We start from the raw sequence: 15,298 nt of genomic DNA on the forward strand, positions 1-15,298 counted from the left end.
TCGATCAGCCCTTCAGCTTCGGGTTGCGGGCCCCGGCCGGGAGTTCCGGCAGGGTGTCGGTCATGCGGGGCACGCCGAGCTGTGCACCCACGGCGGCGATGGAGTCGATGAACGAACGGTGCCCGGTCTGGGCCCAGCCGGGGACCTTGCCGAACCCGGCGTCGTCGGCGTCCATGCCCATCTGCACGGCCAGGCGCTTGACGTCGTGCCCGATGGGTCCGCAGTACGCGGCGATCTCCTCGCGCACGATGCGCCTGAGGTCTGCTTCGGTTGCCATTGCCAACCAGTCCTTTCCTTGGCCGGCGGTGCCGGTCATGTGTTCGGTGACGTAGCGCAGGAACACGTCCCACGGGAAGTTCTTGCCAGGGTCGGTGTGGTCTGATTCGCGGAACGCGACGCTGATGTCGCCGTGGGTGCAGAAGCCGCGGACGCGCCGGCCCTGGACCTCAGGCACAGACAGGCGGCGCACCTCGTGGCCATGGTTGCGGCACCACTGCGCGCAGATGCGGGCCGCCTCACGCAGCTGGGCGTCGTGCTTGAGCCAGGTCTCGCGCGAGTCTGCGGCGTAGGCGAGGAACGACAGGTGGAAACCGAGCCTGTCCCCGGTGGGCAGGGACGCGCACGGGGTGTAGTTGTCATCGTTCGCGCGCAGACTCTTGCCGTCGGCGGAGACCAGGACGTTGTACGAGCCGGTCCCGCTGGTCTGCTGGTAGTTCGCCCGGTTCCGCAGTGCCTTCTCGCCGGACTCGCGGGGGCACTCGTAGGTGTGGATCGCGATCAGGGGGACGGTCCCCGGGTCGCGCGGCCCGCGGTCGATGTTGGTGAGCTGGGTGTAGGTGGTGGACGGTTGCACGGGCGGTCCCTTCGACGGGGGCGGCTGCACGGGAGGGGTTGGGCTTTCGGGCCAGGACGCGTCTCGGAGCCAGGTTTCGGGGTCGATGCGTCGGCCTCCGTGGCCGTACTCCCAGACGGTGAGGTGCAGGTGCGGGCCCGTGCTCTGGCCGTTGCTTCCGACATAGCCGATGAGCTGTCCCGCTTTGACCCGGTCGCCGAGTTTGAGTCCGGTCGCGAAGGAGTTCCACATGTGCCCGTACTCGGAGCAGCCGCCGCCCTCGCTGGCCGGGTGGTCGATGACGATCCACTGCCCGTACCCACTGGCGGGGCCGATGTACTGGACGGTGCCGCCCGCGCACGCGTAGAACGGGGTGCCGTCCCTTGCCGCGAAGTCGGTGCCCGAGTGGTTCTCGGCGCGGCCGGTCACCGGGTTGGTGCGGCCGGCGAACCGTGAACTGATGGTGTAGGTGCCCTTTTTGAGGGGCCAGAACCGTGGCATTGGGGTCTCCTAGATAATCTGTCGGCGGTCGCCGCAGCGGCAGCGCAGGACGGTGCCGACCGGGGCGTCGTAGGGGCGGCCGACTGTGAGCAGGTGGCCGCGAGCGGCGTGCCACAGGGTCCAGACGATGTGAATCACGAGTCCCTCACCCGCCACGCGACGGAGTCGGCCAGACGGTGGGCGAGGGATCGGGTGTCTCCGGGGGTGGGGAAGTAGACGGTGTACGCCCTCGTGTGCCCCGACCCGAGGTAAGACTGAGCCTCACGGATGGACCGGTCGATACGGGGACCGAGACCGACGAACCACTCATGGAACGGCAAGCCGAGGAACGGAACGAGCTGCAGCCGGCCGCGGGCGGCCTTGGCGACGAACGCCCGGAACAGACCGCCCGGCACCGCATCGGTGGACCCGGTCAGGTACCGCAGGAGGGAGTCCGGCGCGGCCCGGCAGATCGGGTCGCCGGGATGTCCGCACCAGAACGTCCGGTCGGGGACAGGTCCGGGCGCCTGCCCCATGATCCCGAAGCCGGGCCCGTCGGGGACGCCGTCCTGCTGGCGCGACGCGGGCTGCCACGGATCAGCCAACTGGGCGATCGCCGCCACCCGTTCCGCCAGTCCAGGATGCCGCTCCAGGAGCTCGCGGGCGGGACGGCACCCGGCGGAGAACCCGACGAGGATGAACTGCCCGTCGTGGCGCCACATGTAGTCGACGGCCCACCGGATCGCCTCGGAAGTGGCGACTGGCCACGGGGTGGTGCCGCCGACCCCCATCAGGGAGGCCGGCCACGGTACCCACTGCACCGCAGCGCCGGTCTTCCATCTGAGACGCTCGACGACGGCGTCGACCACCTTGCTGGTGCGCCCGGCGGTGCCGGCGCCGTCGAACACGAGGACCGTGAGTGTAGACATGGTGGCCTCCTGCGGAAATAGGGAAGGCCCCCGTCGGATGGCGGGGGCCGGTGGTGCGTGGGTGTGGCTAGGCGGGCTCGTACATCAGGTCGAACACCTCGACCGGGCAGATCAGCAGTTCCCCGCTGTGGGCGCGCAGGAGCCAGTCGCAGGGGCGGGCGGTGGTGGTGCCGCCCGACGGCGGGATCTCCAGGACGCCGGCGGGATCGCACTGGCCGGGCGGGTGCACCTCGTGGCCGCTGAACTCGCCGACCTCCGCGCAGTTGACGCCGGGCTGGTACTGCACCGCCTCGAAGGCGGGGCGGCGCTGGTGGACCGTGATCGGCATGATGCCTCCTAGTTGGGGAGCGGGCGGTCGGCGATCGCGTGGCCGGCGAGCTCGTCGACGAGCATCCCGAGGAAGTGCACGAACGCCTCCTCGGCGTCGGCCATGTCGTCGTCGCCGTCGGGGATGGGCAGGCCGCGCCGCACGAAGGTGTCGATCGCGGCGTGGCCGGCCTCGTGGACGAGGATCGCCAGCTGCGGCGGTCCGCCGAAGTAGAACGTCCCGTCGTGCTGCCCGGCCGGGTCGGGGAAGAACGCCGAGTGCGGGGTATCGACCTCGGCGCCCGGGTGGTCGGCGAGGATCGCCGCGGCCGTGGCGCCCGGGCCAGGGCAGATGACCACCTCGTAGACCGTCGAGTCCGGCAGGGTGCCGGCATCGGCCTGCGGCCACGAGGTGGCCATCTGGAATCGCCGCACGATCGCTCCTCTCAGCCGCCCATAATCGGCGGTTGAGGGATGCGGTGTCAGAGGATGCGGCAGCCAGGAAGTTCGGCGCTCGGCAGGAAATGCAACAGTCCCGACTCGCACCAACGAGTCGGGACCGGACACCAGGGCCGAAGGCGCTGGATGCAATTTCTCAGGTTGCCCCTGCAGTTTATCACCAGGAGTGGCCCCTAATCGGCGGTTGAGGGATGCGGTGTCAGAGGATGCGGCAGCCAGGAAGTTCGGCGCTCGGCAGGAAATGCAACAGTCCCGACTCGCACCAACGAGTCGGGACCGGACACCAGGGCCGAAGGCGCTGGATGCAATTTCTCAGGTTGCCCCTGCAGTTTATCACCAGGAGTGGCCCCTAATCGGCGGTTGAGGGATGCGGTGTCAGAGGATGCGGCAGCCAGGAAGTTCGGCGCTCGGCAGGAAATGCAACAGTCCCGACTCGCACCAACGAGTCGGGACCGGACACCAGGGCCGAAGGCGCTGGATGCAATTTCTCAGGTTGCCCCTGCAGTTTATCACCAGGAGTGGCCCCTAATCGGTGAGTACCCGACGGATTGCAGACGGCTAAGCGTCGGGGTGCGATACTCAGCCAATGGCAAGTAAACGGCGCTTCGCAACGGGAATCAGTGGATCTACCCTTCTCGCCACTGTCGGCATTCTGATTGCCGTCGTGCTAATTGCCGCCGGTCTCTGGTGGGACAAGCAACGGACCGCCATCGAGCCGAGCACGACCGGAGCTGCCAGCTCGTCGGGACTCCTCGTCGAGCCCTCCACGACGTTCGCCCCGCTCGAAACGGCCACGAGCAAACTCGCAGACCCATCGCAACCCGTGCGAATCCTCGTGATCGGCGACTCCACCGGCAACGACACCGACGAATGGGTTTCATTCACCGCACGCCACCTGGCCGAGGACAAAGGCCGGGCAGTGGCCATGACGACCTGGAACGCGGACAACGAAGAGTTCGGCCGAGAGGTGCAGTTCCCGGGCGCCGGGGAGTTGGTCACTATCACTAACTTCAGCGCGCCTGGAGTGGCCCCGCCGTACCACTACTATCGCCTGGACGCGATCGCCGACGACCGGCCCGATCTGGTCGTCATCAGCCATGGTCACAACTCGCCGGCCGTCGAATCCCACTTGAAGGCGTTGACCGCCAAGGTGGGTGAGCTGTGGCCGGATCCGCCGGCTCTGGCGGTGATTGACCAGAACCCCCGCACCGATGACCCCGCTCAGTCTCAGATTGCGGCCGGAGAGATGGACAAGTTCGCTGCCGCACACCCCAGCGTCACCGTCATCGACGTCCGTTCAGCGTTCGAGAATGGGGGCGGCGGATCCCTGTTGTCTGATGGGCTGCACCCGAACGTCGAGGGATCCCGCCTGTGGGCGCGTACCGTATGGTCCGCCCTCGGTATCAGCTAGACCCCGATCCGGTCGGTCACGCATCGCAGCGCGGTGTTAGCCCACAGCACGGATCCGAAGTCGCCGTCGAGATCGGATACGTTCCCGGCGGTTGGGTGAATTCCGTCCGCCCCGACGAGGGATGCCCCGCCGTCGGGCTGGGCGAGGAACGCCTCCATTGCCGGGATGTAGTCCCAGCCCCGCTCCCGAGCGAGAAGCCGGGCGGCGAGTTGGCGTTCTTTGTGGAGGGCGGGGTTCGCGGCGGGAGACTTCTGTGGGTTCTGCGAGGTGATGATGATCCTCGTCGTCTCCGGGTGCTCGGCTTTCCAGGTGGTAATGAAGGTGTCGAGTTCGGCGCGGAACGCTGCCGCCGTCTGCGTGCCCGCGTTGTGCCCTACGCCGAGGATGAGGGTTCCGATGGTCTTGTTGTCGAACAGGGCGGCGCGACGAGAAGCGTCGAAGGTGGACAGGTTTGCGCCCCCGATTGAGGCGTTCCACATCGAAAACCGGTCACCTTGCGCCGGGGTGGGGGCTGTCGACACGATGATCCTGTCGACGCGCAGTTGGGGGGTGGCAGACATGGTGGTGATGCCCGAGAACGTCCCCAGTGCTCCGTAGTCCGCTTCTGAGATTGTGGCCGTCGTGGTGGCCGAACCGCCTGGGCCTGTGATCGTCAGTGTCACATTCTGGATATTCACCGTCAGTTCGATGTCGCAGCTCTGCGGAGTTGCGGAGCCTCCGGCAAGTCCGATCCCGGCGGTGTTGACAGTCCCGAGGGACACCGCCGAACCGATTGTCCGGAAGAGGGAGAACGACGGCGCCCCGGACGTGCTGATGTTGATCGAGGCCCACACTCCCGTGTTGAGCATGTTCCCCCCGCTTCCGACGTAGATGCGGTGCTGCTGCGCTGCGGCGGGGGCGCTGGTGACGACGTCCAACTCCACCCGGATGGTCGCCGACTTCTGCCCCGCGCTGACAGAGAGGGCACTGCCCGCCGAGGCAACGGCGGTGGACCCATCCGCCGACCATGTACCGGCCGTTCCCTGCCATGCCGGGCCTTCGTCAGGCGTCGACCCGACGAGGTCCGCGACAGTGCGGTTCATCTCGTCCCGCAGGACCACCCCATCGGACGGCGGCGTATAGGTGCCTGCCCTGTCCACTACGGTGGCGGCCCATGAAGTACCGCCCGTCTGGGCCGTGTACTCGCACCGCACCGACGACTCCAGCCACGCGATGTACTTCCGGTAGAAGATCCGCAGCCAATCGTTCGCGTCGTTCGCGCTCGAATCGGACAGGGCCGCGATGTCGTCCGTTCCCGTGCCGCCGAACTCGACCTTCGCGGCCAGCGCCTCAAACCCTGGGGTGGCCGGGGTGCCGCCACCCACAGAATCGAGCGCCGCAGTGACGTCATTCGGCGTGGCGAACAGGCCATCGGCGACCTGCCGGACATCCGACTCAGGGTCGGTCCACGCCTGCGATCCATAGGTGGCCTTAAGGGCGGTATCGGTGAGGTACGGCGCGACGTTGGTCTGCGCCGCCTCGTCGAGCAGCTCGCGGATCGCATCGACGTGGGTGCGGTGGCCCTCGGCGACCGATGCCGCGCCCTCGGCGTCGGACTTGGCCGCCTGCGCATCGCCCGCCGCGGTGACCGTCTGGCTCCGCAGCTGCACCATCTGTGACTCCACCCACGACCGGGTCGGAGACATCTCCTGCAGCGCCTCGGTCAGCAGCGTCATGTCGGCGGTGACGCCGAGCTCGTACACGTCGCGCAGGCCCTCGCCCTCCACGAGCATGACCGCCGGCCCCGGCTCGAGCTCCACCGAGATCTCCCCGGTGGGCGAGACCTCCACGGGGACCGGGACCGACGCCACGAGGCGCGCCTGCTCGGTCAGCGACGAGCGGCGCGACGGCGCTCGGACTGTGACACGCAGCGTGGCCAGCGGGACCCGATCGGGCAGCGGGGAGCCCGTGACGTCGTCGATGGTGCCGGTAAGGATGGGCACAAGAGCCTCCAGAGGTTTCAGGGCCCGGTACGAGCGGGCGAGGAAGGAGAGGGCGAGGCAGGGGCGGGGGTCAGGTGTCGTCGATGGTGCCGCTGGGGTCGTCGTTCGTCGCGGCGTTGTCGATGTCGTCGGACCACTGCACCACCGAGAACTGGGACAGCCGGGCGCCACCCTTGACCGTGCGAATGCCGACCAGCACGTTGAACCGCCACCGCACCTGCACGTAGTAACCCGGTGCCGGGGTGACGAAGAACTTCGACAGAGACACCGGAGCGCCGACGTTGACGTCGGTGACGGTGCCGCCGTCGGCGTGCGGCCGCGGGGCAGGAAGCGTCGTGTACGAGTACGGGGTCAGGTCCGGGTTGAGCACCACGATCTCGCCCTGCGCACGGTCGAATCCGTCCCCGGCGTGAACGAACGACGCGTTGGCGTGCCACAGTCCGGCACGGTCCAGACGGATGCACCACTCCTGCCGTGTCGTCGATCCAGACCCGTCCTCCGGGTGAGTGCGACTCACCTGCACCAGTTCGGCGTCTTGGTTCGGGCCGATCTGCGAGTCGAACGGCAGCGCCCGGTTCCGGCCCGGGCCCAGGCGCAGGTTGTTGTACATGTATGCCGCGCAGTACGCGGAGGTGCCCAGCAGGTCGAACCGCTCGTTCAGCGCGAGCTGGCCGTCCACGAACGGCGGGAAGTCGCCGTCATACCGGCCCAGCACCATGTCGATCAGACCTCTGATGATGCCGTTCAGGCCCTCGGCCAGGGCATCGCCGATCCCACTGATGCCGTCGTGGATCGCCTGCAGGATGCCGCCCGGGGCGCCGGGCGTGGTCGGGGCCCCGCCCGAGAGGTTGACTCCCATCGGTCACCCCTCCTTCGCGGTGCCCGCACGCTTGGCCACCAGCGCGGCCTGGGCGTTGGCGATGACCTCGGCCAGGGCCGACTCGTCCATGTCGGTCAGCACGACCTCCGGGGTGGTGACCTCGACCGTCATCCGCTCCTCGCTGGCCTTGATCCACACCCCGTGCTCATGGGGCGCGCCGGAGCCGCCGAGGGCGTCGTACTTCACCGTCGGCGGTGAGGCGGTGCCGGGGCCGGCGCAGCCGAGCCGGTCGAACACCCACGTGGCCATCGCGTGCGCGCCGTCGGCGTCCATCGCCAGGTGCGGCATGTTGAAGAACAGGCACGCCAGCGGATGGAAGTCCGGGTGGCGCGGGTACGGGTACAGCTCGTCGAGTACGTCGTCGGGCATGGCCTCTCCTCACATGATGAAGGTCTTCACGCGGTCGACCGCGTTCTGGATGGACTTGATCGACCGGGCGAACAGGGCGGTCGGGTTCTCGCGCACACGCGGGTCGCCGAGCTCGATCGCCGACCGGAGCCGTTTGTCGCCCTTCTTCTGACTGATCACCGTCTTGGAGGCGTAGGTGGCGAAGATGATCCCGCGGTGCACCACGCCCATCTGGTCACCGCCGCGGTAGTCCTCGCCCCACCGGAACGGGGCGCCGCCGTCGACGGTGAACCCGATCGAGATGCCGCCGGCGCCCTGGGCGAGCATCTGGTAGGCCTGCTGGTACGCCGCGATCGTCCAGCCGTCCCCGGCCCCGACCGAGTCGCGGTTCGCGAACCGGCCGTGCCACTGTTTGCGCTTGAGGTCGGCGGCCTCGGACCAGGCGAACAGTTTGTCCTTGAGCCCTTCGCCGACGACGTCGCCGAGGAAGTCCGCGGCGGCGACGATGACCGGACCGAACACCGGGATCGCCATCGCCAGTGCCGCGCCGAGCCCGCCGAAGACGGCCTTCGCGCCGAGACCGAGCATGTTGTTGATCGCCTCGGGGGAGCGGCCACCGACCGTGACGTGCCAGACGTCGGATTTGGCGATCGTCAGCTCGGAGGTCACGGCCTCCATGTGCTTGGGCTGCCACAGCACCCACGCCGGGACCCCGGCCGCGGTGGACGGGGTGTCGGCCAGGCCGATGCGCGGGGCGTTGGCGGCGGTGTCGAACGTGCGGATCAGTCCCTTGAGCAGATCCCCGGCGTGCCCGGTGGTGGAGGTGTCCCACTGGCGGGGCACGACGTCCAGGACGATAGTCGGCTTGGTCAGGATCGTGTGGTCCGGGAACGGTTGCGGATCGCCCTCGAGCCACACATCGAGCGTGAGTAGCAGCCCCGCCGCGTCGAGGGTTTCCTTCACCGCCGCCAGGCCGGAGTCGAACCGCATGTCGAGGATCGTCATAGCGGTGCTGACCGGGGCGTTGATCGGGTTGACGATGCACGCCCACTGGTCAGCGACAACGGTGTCCCACGCGGCCGGGGCCCACATGTCCCAGCCAGTGATCGCGCCCGGCTGGAACTCACGCATGAGGTTGACCAGGAAGTACTCCTTGATCACCTTGAGTGACTGACCGGCCCGGATGTCGCGGTACTTCGGCTGAGCGATGATCGGGAACCCAGGGCTGGCCTGGAAGGTGATGTGTGCGGCGTACCGGTGCAGGCTGACGGCCTCTATCTTCACCCGCGCGCGCTTGGAGCCGTGCCCGTCGGTGATGCGCATGACCCGGTAGAACAACCGGTGCGGCTTGCCCGTGTCGGGATCCTGCCCGGTCTCGATGAGCACCCACTGCGCCGCGTGGATCAGCTCGGTCCACGTGTCCTCCGGCTTGGAGGGGTCCAGTGACCCGAGGGGGATGAGCGTGTCGACCACGGGGTGGTTCACCGGATAGGAGCCGACCCACGTCGCCTCCTCGTTCGGTACCTCCGGGCCTTCCCACTCGAAGAACCCGTGCAGATCGTCGACCGGCTCGATGTGCCGGTCGAGGAGCTTCATCACCACGCCGCCCGCGGCGGTCGTGGCCAGACGTTCAGCGGACCAGTCCGACACGGCTCACCTCCCCCACGGGTTGAGGAACAACGGCTGCACCACGGCGGTGCATCCGGTGAACGTCCACGGCGCGGACGTGCCGGGGTCAATCGGGAGCGGGGCGACCCGGCCGCGCATCTGCCGGCGCAGTGCCGTGGCGGGCTGACCGCCGATCGTCACCAGGCCACCAGTGGCGGGGTCGGTGTCCCACACCGCCGGAACCGCCGTCGTCGGCAGAGTGAACTCCGGGATCCCCGGTCCGGATACCTTCGCGCCGGATCCGACCCACTCGATACGCGGGTAGTCATCCAGGTCCCCGGCGTTGTACACCTGCACGGCGCCGGTGTACGGCGCCGACTGCGGTCCGATCCACAGCCCGTCGAGGCACTGCACCGACAGCGACAACGGCACTCGCCGCACCGACTGGCCCGGCGCCCGCTCGGTCGGGGACCGATCCGGCATCGGGAACCCGCCGGAGGCGAGCCGCGCCCGCGTGCGCATCAGCACGCCGCGGTCGGAGACCCACGTCAGCTCGCCGTCCACGAGGGGCGACCACGCGAGGGCGAGCGCGTCGAAGATCTCGTCGAGCTCACGGGTCTCGCCGTCGACCAACTGCGAGGACACAGTCAGGTCGAGGGTGCCTGTCATCGGCGGCACCGTGAACCCCGACACCACGTGCCCGGTGCGGGCAGGGCGCGCCTCCACCGTCGTGTCGGGGGAGGCGATGAAGCCCGACACCTTCGCCGCCTCCGCGCCCTGCGCGCCCTGCCTCTCACCGACGAGAGTCCACTCCGAGAAGTCGACTCCCGCGTATGCCAGGGTGATCACAGGCAGCCCCCTTCCACGGTCAGACGATCCCGGACACGCCCGCACCGAGCGGGGCCGGCGCGTTGTCGGAATCGGTCACTCGGATCTCCAGGTCGTCGACGCGCTGGTCGAGCTCGTCGATCAACTGCTTGACCTCCTCGTCCGTGTACGCCGTCTTGCCGGCAGGCAGCGCCACGGTCACCTGCGTGCCCGCGGGCAACTGCTCCGCCGTGATGTCCGCCTCACCGTCGACCGACGGCACCACCGGCGCCGACATGTCGAGACCGCTGAGGTCGTCCGGCACGGCGGCGGCGGGGTCGTCGAGCTTCGTCCCGATGACCCGGCCGTCGTCGTCGAGGATCGCGGCCTCGCCGCCGATCGGTCCGTCGACGATCGCGTGCAGCAGATTCCGGGTGGACTCATTGAGCTGACCACCCAAGAGCCCGCCGAACCCGACCATGCCCAGGGCACTGTCGGCCACGTCGAGACCGAGCGCGGTACCGAAGTGCTGCGCGAACTCCTCCGGGCTGCCCATGCGGCCCTGCTCCGTGCTCGCGGACGCCCACGCGGTGAACCCCTTCTCCGCCGCGTTGGCGAACCGCTCGAGCTCGACCAGGCCCTCGTCGACCCACCGCTTCATCTCGGGGGTGAGGAACTGCAGCTCGTGCACCAGCGCCGAAACGTCCCGCCACTGCTGGTTGGTCAGGATCGCCTCTGGCTTGCCGGAGGCGTTGACCGCCATGGTGATGCCCTCCTCGAGGACACCGCCCTGGTCGTATCCACCCGCCCGGTCGTAGGCAGCCGACAGGGAGCCGTACGTCGCCAGCGCGTAGTTCATGCTGGCGCGGATGTTCGACTCCGGATCCCAGATGTTGTCGAACCCGGGATCCTTGTACGCCTGGAACGTGGGGTCGATGGTCTGCATCAGACCCTTCGACGGGATCCCCGCCGCGGCGTTGGAGTCCCACAGGTTGATCGCGTTCGGATCGCCCCCGGACTCCTGGTTCATGCGCCGCAGCACCGACCCGACGAGCGCCTTCGACTGGCCCTTCTCGACCAGCAGCCGCTCCACCAGGCCGCGGAACTGCTCCACACCCGGGTTGCCGACCCAGTCGCCGTGCGCCGAACTGCCGCCCGACTGGCCCATCAGGAATTCGCGGACACCGTCGACCATCTTGTTCCCGAGGCCCTTTGCGAGGCCTCCGAACAGGCCGGGCCCCTCTGGGATCATGCCCATAATCGGATCCATGATCGAGGAGAACGCGTTCGCCACGAGCGACCGAACCGCCGACACGCCACCCCCGCCTCCGCCAGGGCCATCGTGCGAGATGACGTCCCCGGTGTACGGGTCGATCATGCTCGCCATCGCCCAGTGCACGTGATCGGAGTGCCCACCGATCGCCCCGGTGGGGGCGCCGTTCTTCATGTTCGGGCCCGGATCCCAGAACAGTTCGAGAGTGTCCGGGTACTCGCGGGCGATCCACGACGCCAGCGCCCCGGACGGACCGAAGTCCACCGCCCGGCCGGCCATGTGGTTGTCGAACCCAGACCCGACATCCTCGTAGCGGGTGCCGGAGGTGATGACCTGGTTCGGGAACGCGTTGGCCACCGACCCAGCCATAGCGCGCTGAATGTCGGTGGTGAGCTTCTCCCAGCCCGGCAGCGTGCCGCCCGCGGCGTACGCGCCGGCGTGACCGAGCGGGAGCCCGCGGCGGGCGCGGGCGTTGAGCTCGTCAATCCCCTTCGGTCCGCCGACGGCGTCGACGAACTCCGGGCGCATGATGCCCTCGCCGCCACCCAGGTCGACGCGCACGCCGGTCTTGGGGTCCACGAAGTTGTAGATGTCACGGCCCGGCGTGTACCCGGGCAGCACACCGCCGCCTGCGTATGCGCCGAGCCACTCGGGGTTGTACGGGTCGAGCGTGCCTAGACCAAGCCATCCGGCGACCTTGTTCCACACCTCACGGATGCCGTTGTTGTAGACGGTGTCGATGACGAACTTCACCGGCTTGGCGGTGATGCCCTTGATGCGGTCCCACATCTGGCCGATGAAATCGACGGCCTTCTGGAACGCGGTCTCAACGAATCCGAGGCCGGTCTTGAGACCGTCGAACACGGGGTGCACGACGTTGTCGGCGACCCAGGCGATCCCCGCGCCGAGGGCATCCCAAGCCGGCCTGATGACGCTATTCCACACCCAGGAGAAGAAGTCACCGACCGCGCCGAGGGCCCACTTAAGCGCGTCCCAGTTGGGGCGGATAACGTTCTCCCACACCCACGCGATGCCCGCGCCGAGAGCGTCCCAAGTCGGCTTGATCACCGAGTTCCACACCCAGCCGAAGAACGCGCCAACCGCGCCGAGCGCGGCCTTCAGCGCGTCCCAGGCGGGCCGGATAATCGCGTTCCAGACCCACGCGATCCCGGCACCTAAGGCGTCCCATGCAGGCTTGATCAGGGAGGTCCACACCCAGCCGAAGAAGGCGCCCAGGGCGGACAGGGCGGCCTTCATCGCATCCCACACGGGCTTGATGACGTTCTGCCACGCCCAGGCCGCCGCGTTCTTGATCGAGTCCCACAGGCCGATCCAGAAGCCGCGGAAGGCCTCGGACTTGTTCCACAGGATGACGAACGCGGCGACCAGTCCGGCGATGGCTAGAACTACCCACGTCCACGGGTTCGCGAGCATCGCGGAGTTGAGAAGCCACTGCGCGATCGTCAGGTTTCGGACCCATGTCAGAAGCGAACCGGCGGTGAGGATGCCGGAGGCGATCGCTACCCCGCCGAGCGCGATGGCGGTCACCCCGAGGACGATGCCCAGGTCCTTCAGCAGGTCGATGTTCTCCGACACCCAGCCGATGAACCCGCCCGCACTGTCGATTGCGAACTGCTGCGCCGAGCGCTTGAATGCCTCAAGCCGGGTCGCGGCATTGTCGTTGAGGGTGTCGCCCATTTCTGCGGCCGCGCCGCCGACGTCACCGAGCGCCTGGACCGCTGTAGACGGGTCCAGATCGAACAGGGCCCCGCCCAGGTCCTCGGCCTGGGTGCCGAACAGTCCGACGGCGGCGGCGTTGCGCTCGACTGGATCTTCCATCGCCCGCAGGCCATCGAGGACCTGATCGAGGCCCTCGCGGGCCCCCTCGCCGCCGGCTGCGATCTTCGCGGTCATCTCCTCGGCATTGAGGCCGATGGCCCCGTATGCCTCCGCCGACGCCTTCGACCCGTCGATCGCACGGATCTGAAACTCCTTCAGGGCATCCGCGACCAGGTCTGCGCTACGGGCGCCGCCAGCCATGCCCTGAGCGATGAGCCCCGTCGCGGTCTGCCCGTCGATACCGAGCGCCTGGAACAGCGCCGGGTACTCCGTCATGGTGTCGAGGAGGTCGCCCGCCTTATCGGCCCCCTGCTGGAAGCCGCGGGTAAGGATGTCCATGGCCGCGTCGGCGTCGGGCGCGAGCCCGGTCTTGAGCATGGTGCCAACCGCACCCGTGGCGCCCGCGAGATCCTGATCGAACGCCGTGGTCAGGTCCAGCACCTTGGCGGTGATCGACTCGATCTGCGCGTTCGTCGCGTCCTCGTCGACCAACCCCTGCTGCCACACGCCGCGCAGTGCGTCGTTGACGTCCTCGAACGAATCGCCGTACGCCTGCGCGTACAGGCTGCCCGCCATGTCGCCGAACTCTGCGGCCATCTCAGGGGTCGCCCCGAGCTGCGCTGCGAGCTTGTCGCCCAGGCGGTCCTGGTCGAGACCTTCCATCATGGCGTCGGCCGAGGCGACGATGCCGCCCAGTCCGGCAGCGAGGCCGCCGAGCTTGCCGACCAGGCCGTCGATACCGCCGCCGAAGCTCGACATCGACCCTTCGCCCATCTCGAACGCGTCGGCCTGCTCACGGGCCGCGCGCGCTGAGTCGTCAGTCGCCCGGGCCAGCTTGTCCCGCTTCGACGTCAGGGACTTATCCGCGTTCTCAGCCGCGGTCGTCGCCTCGGACACGCGTCGCTGGGCAGTCGCCAGCTGCTCCTGCGCACGCGCGATCTTCAGCGTGTCGCCAGAATCGCGGGCCCGGGCAAGCTGCTCCTCGGCGATGCGCACCTTGCCTGCTGCGTCCGCAACCTTGTTGTGCGCCTTTTCCGCGACCTCAGAGGCCTTGTCGACCGCGGCCTTCGATCGCTCGACACCGGAAGCGATCTCCTTGCCGACACGCTCGCCGACCTTGGTGCCCGCGCCCTTGGTGCCCTTGTCGAGCTCCTTCGCGAAGTCCGACAAAGAGGGCAGCGTCGGAACCCATACGACGTCACTGTCCACAGCCACCAACGCCACCCCCTTGCTAGTCGGTTGACACCTTCACGCCCGCCGCCGGGGCATCTCGCCCGGCGCCACCACCGGGGCGTAGCGACCGCAGCACTTCCAGCGCCTTGCTGGCCGATTTGCCGCCGAGGTTGCCGAGCTTCTTCTCGTCCTTCGACCACGGGTACGGACGGAACTTCGGCATCTTCGGCTTCTTGCGCTTCTGCCAGACCAGGCGCTGGTCGATCACCTTGAGCAGGTGGATCTGCTGCCACTGCAGCGCCTCGTTCCACGTCCACAACTGGCCGTCGTTCTGAGCCCGATGCAGCGCCGACGTAGGTGGCAGGCCATTGATCAGAGAGACGAGCATCCGCACGGTGATCTCGCCGCGCCAGAAGGCGGCGACGGGATCACCGAGCGACGGATACTGAGCGATCAGCGCCGCTTCGCACGCCTCCGGGTAGCGCGCGAGGACCTCCGGGTAGGGTCCGCCTGCGTATCCGCGTAGGCCTCGAGAGCGGCGTTGATGTGCTTCATCTGGCCGCCGGTGGCACGGAACTTCTCGCCCTGCTCGTCGCCGAGGTACAGGTCAATCAGCGCGGTCCGGAACTCCGAGGAATCGATCTCCCCGTCGTCCAGATCGTCGCGCAGATCCTCCAGGTCGTACTGGAGAGAGTCGTCCGCGAGACGCGGGTCGATGCACCACCACGTCTCACCGAGGGCGATGAACGGGAACCGGTCGGCGCTTCCGACAACCTCCTCACGCTTGGCGAGCATTGCGTCGATGTCGATGGGCTTGTCGGAGAACTTGTCCATGGCCACGGTGGGCCTCCTTCATGTCGGGCTGTCGGGCATGAGGTGGCCCCGGTCGTGCGTGCCCGACAAGGCGCACGACCGGGGCCGTCAGTGGGGCCGCCGGAGGGCGGCCGAATGGGGGAGGACGGATCAGGGGG

At 68.4% G+C, this 15,298-nt stretch carries 13 protein-coding genes; 1 reads left to right on the forward strand and 12 read right to left on the reverse strand.

Going from position 1 to position 15,298, the window contains the following annotated elements; genetic code table 11:
- Nucleotides 1-4 precede the first annotated feature (4 nt).
- The 4 genes from J1M64_RS06655 to J1M64_RS06670 form a co-directional block, all read right to left on the reverse strand.
- Nucleotides 5-1,333, reverse strand: a complete 1,329-nt coding sequence (locus J1M64_RS06655; RefSeq protein ID WP_206473630.1) for a M23 family metallopeptidase — start codon at nucleotides 1,331-1,333, stop codon at nucleotides 5-7.
- Nucleotides 1,334-1,467: 134 nt separating this feature from the next.
- Nucleotides 1,468-2,241 (reverse strand): hypothetical protein, encoded by a 774-nt coding sequence (locus tag J1M64_RS06660; protein WP_206473632.1) that lies wholly within the window; start codon nucleotides 2,239-2,241, stop codon nucleotides 1,468-1,470.
- 67 nt (nucleotides 2,242-2,308) lie between these two features.
- Nucleotides 2,309-2,569, reverse strand: a complete 261-nt coding sequence (locus J1M64_RS06665) for a hypothetical protein (protein ID WP_206473634.1) — start codon at nucleotides 2,567-2,569, stop codon at nucleotides 2,309-2,311.
- An 8-nt stretch (nucleotides 2,570-2,577) separates the two neighbouring features.
- Nucleotides 2,578-2,982, reverse strand: a complete 405-nt coding sequence (locus J1M64_RS06670) for a hypothetical protein (RefSeq protein WP_206473636.1) — start codon at nucleotides 2,980-2,982, stop codon at nucleotides 2,578-2,580.
- A gap of 610 nt (nucleotides 2,983-3,592) precedes the next feature.
- Between J1M64_RS06670 and J1M64_RS06675 the strand changes: the two genes are divergently transcribed.
- Nucleotides 3,593-4,417 carry an SGNH/GDSL hydrolase family protein gene (locus tag J1M64_RS06675; protein WP_206473638.1) on the forward strand — a complete coding sequence of 275 codons (825 nt, stop codon included), beginning with the start codon at nucleotides 3,593-3,595 and terminating at the stop codon, nucleotides 4,415-4,417.
- On the opposite strand, the gene J1M64_RS06680 is transcribed toward J1M64_RS06675, so the two are convergent.
- The 8 genes from J1M64_RS06680 to J1M64_RS06715 all read right to left on the reverse strand — a co-directional run bounded on the left by J1M64_RS06680 (nucleotide 4,414) and on the right by J1M64_RS06715 (nucleotide 15,167).
- Nucleotides 4,414-6,132: an SGNH/GDSL hydrolase family protein gene (locus tag J1M64_RS06680; protein WP_206473640.1), complete on the reverse strand. Its 1,719-nt coding sequence runs from the start codon at nucleotides 6,130-6,132 to the stop codon at nucleotides 4,414-4,416. The two genes, J1M64_RS06675 and J1M64_RS06680, sit on opposite strands and share 4 nt — an antisense overlap.
- A gap of 337 nt (nucleotides 6,133-6,469) precedes the next feature.
- Nucleotides 6,470-7,258, reverse strand: a complete 789-nt coding sequence (locus tag J1M64_RS06685; protein WP_206473642.1) for a hypothetical protein — start codon at nucleotides 7,256-7,258, stop codon at nucleotides 6,470-6,472.
- A gap of 3 nt (nucleotides 7,259-7,261) precedes the next feature.
- Nucleotides 7,262-7,648: a hypothetical protein gene (locus tag J1M64_RS06690; protein WP_206473644.1), complete on the reverse strand. Its 387-nt coding sequence runs from the start codon at nucleotides 7,646-7,648 to the stop codon at nucleotides 7,262-7,264.
- Nucleotides 7,649-7,657: 9 nt separating this feature from the next.
- A complete protein-coding gene (locus tag J1M64_RS06695; protein WP_206473646.1) occupies nucleotides 7,658-9,277 on the reverse strand; it encodes a hypothetical protein in 1,620 nt (539 codons plus the stop codon).
- Between the two features lie 3 nt (nucleotides 9,278-9,280).
- Nucleotides 9,281-10,084, reverse strand: coding sequence for a hypothetical protein (locus J1M64_RS06700; RefSeq protein ID WP_206473648.1), 804 nt, complete (start codon nucleotides 10,082-10,084; stop codon nucleotides 9,281-9,283).
- Between the two features lie 19 nt (nucleotides 10,085-10,103).
- Complete coding sequence (locus J1M64_RS06705; RefSeq protein WP_206473650.1) at nucleotides 10,104-14,369, reverse strand: phage tail tape measure protein; 4,266 nt, start codon at nucleotides 14,367-14,369, stop codon at nucleotides 10,104-10,106.
- A 16-nt stretch (nucleotides 14,370-14,385) separates the two neighbouring features.
- Complete coding sequence (locus tag J1M64_RS06710) at nucleotides 14,386-14,715, reverse strand: hypothetical protein (protein WP_156775996.1); 330 nt, start codon at nucleotides 14,713-14,715, stop codon at nucleotides 14,386-14,388.
- A 65-nt stretch (nucleotides 14,716-14,780) separates the two neighbouring features.
- Nucleotides 14,781-15,167 carry a hypothetical protein gene (locus J1M64_RS06715; protein WP_069388560.1) on the reverse strand — a complete coding sequence of 129 codons (387 nt, stop codon included), beginning with the start codon at nucleotides 15,165-15,167 and terminating at the stop codon, nucleotides 14,781-14,783.
- Between the last annotated feature and the right edge of the window lie 131 nt (nucleotides 15,168-15,298).

This window comes from Dietzia sp. KRD202 (genome assembly GCF_017168155.1).
GTDB lineage: Bacteria > Actinomycetota > Actinomycetes > Mycobacteriales > Mycobacteriaceae > Dietzia > Dietzia kunjamensis.

What these genes read in the sequence shown, in the direction of transcription:
- J1M64_RS06655 (WP_206473630.1), bottom strand. Translation starts at nt 1,333, where the DNA reads ATGCCACGGTTCTGGCCCCTCAAAAAGGGCACCTACACCATCAGTTCA.
- J1M64_RS06690 (WP_206473644.1), bottom strand. Translation starts at nt 7,648, where the DNA reads ATGCCCGACGACGTACTCGACGAGCTGTACCCGTACCCGCGCCACCCG.
- J1M64_RS06710 (WP_156775996.1), bottom strand. Translation starts at nt 14,715, where the DNA reads ATGCTCGTCTCTCTGATCAATGGCCTGCCACCTACGTCGGCGCTGCAT.
- J1M64_RS06675 (WP_206473638.1), top strand. Translation starts at nt 3,593, where the DNA reads ATGGCAAGTAAACGGCGCTTCGCAACGGGAATCAGTGGATCTACCCTT.
- J1M64_RS06680 (WP_206473640.1), bottom strand. Translation starts at nt 6,132, where the DNA reads ATGACGCTGCTGACCGAGGCGCTGCAGGAGATGTCTCCGACCCGGTCG.
- J1M64_RS06685 (WP_206473642.1), bottom strand. Translation starts at nt 7,258, where the DNA reads ATGGGAGTCAACCTCTCGGGCGGGGCCCCGACCACGCCCGGCGCCCCG.
- J1M64_RS06665 (WP_206473634.1), bottom strand. Translation starts at nt 2,569, where the DNA reads ATGCCGATCACGGTCCACCAGCGCCGCCCCGCCTTCGAGGCGGTGCAG.
- J1M64_RS06660 (WP_206473632.1), bottom strand. Translation starts at nt 2,241, where the DNA reads ATGTCTACACTCACGGTCCTCGTGTTCGACGGCGCCGGCACCGCCGGG.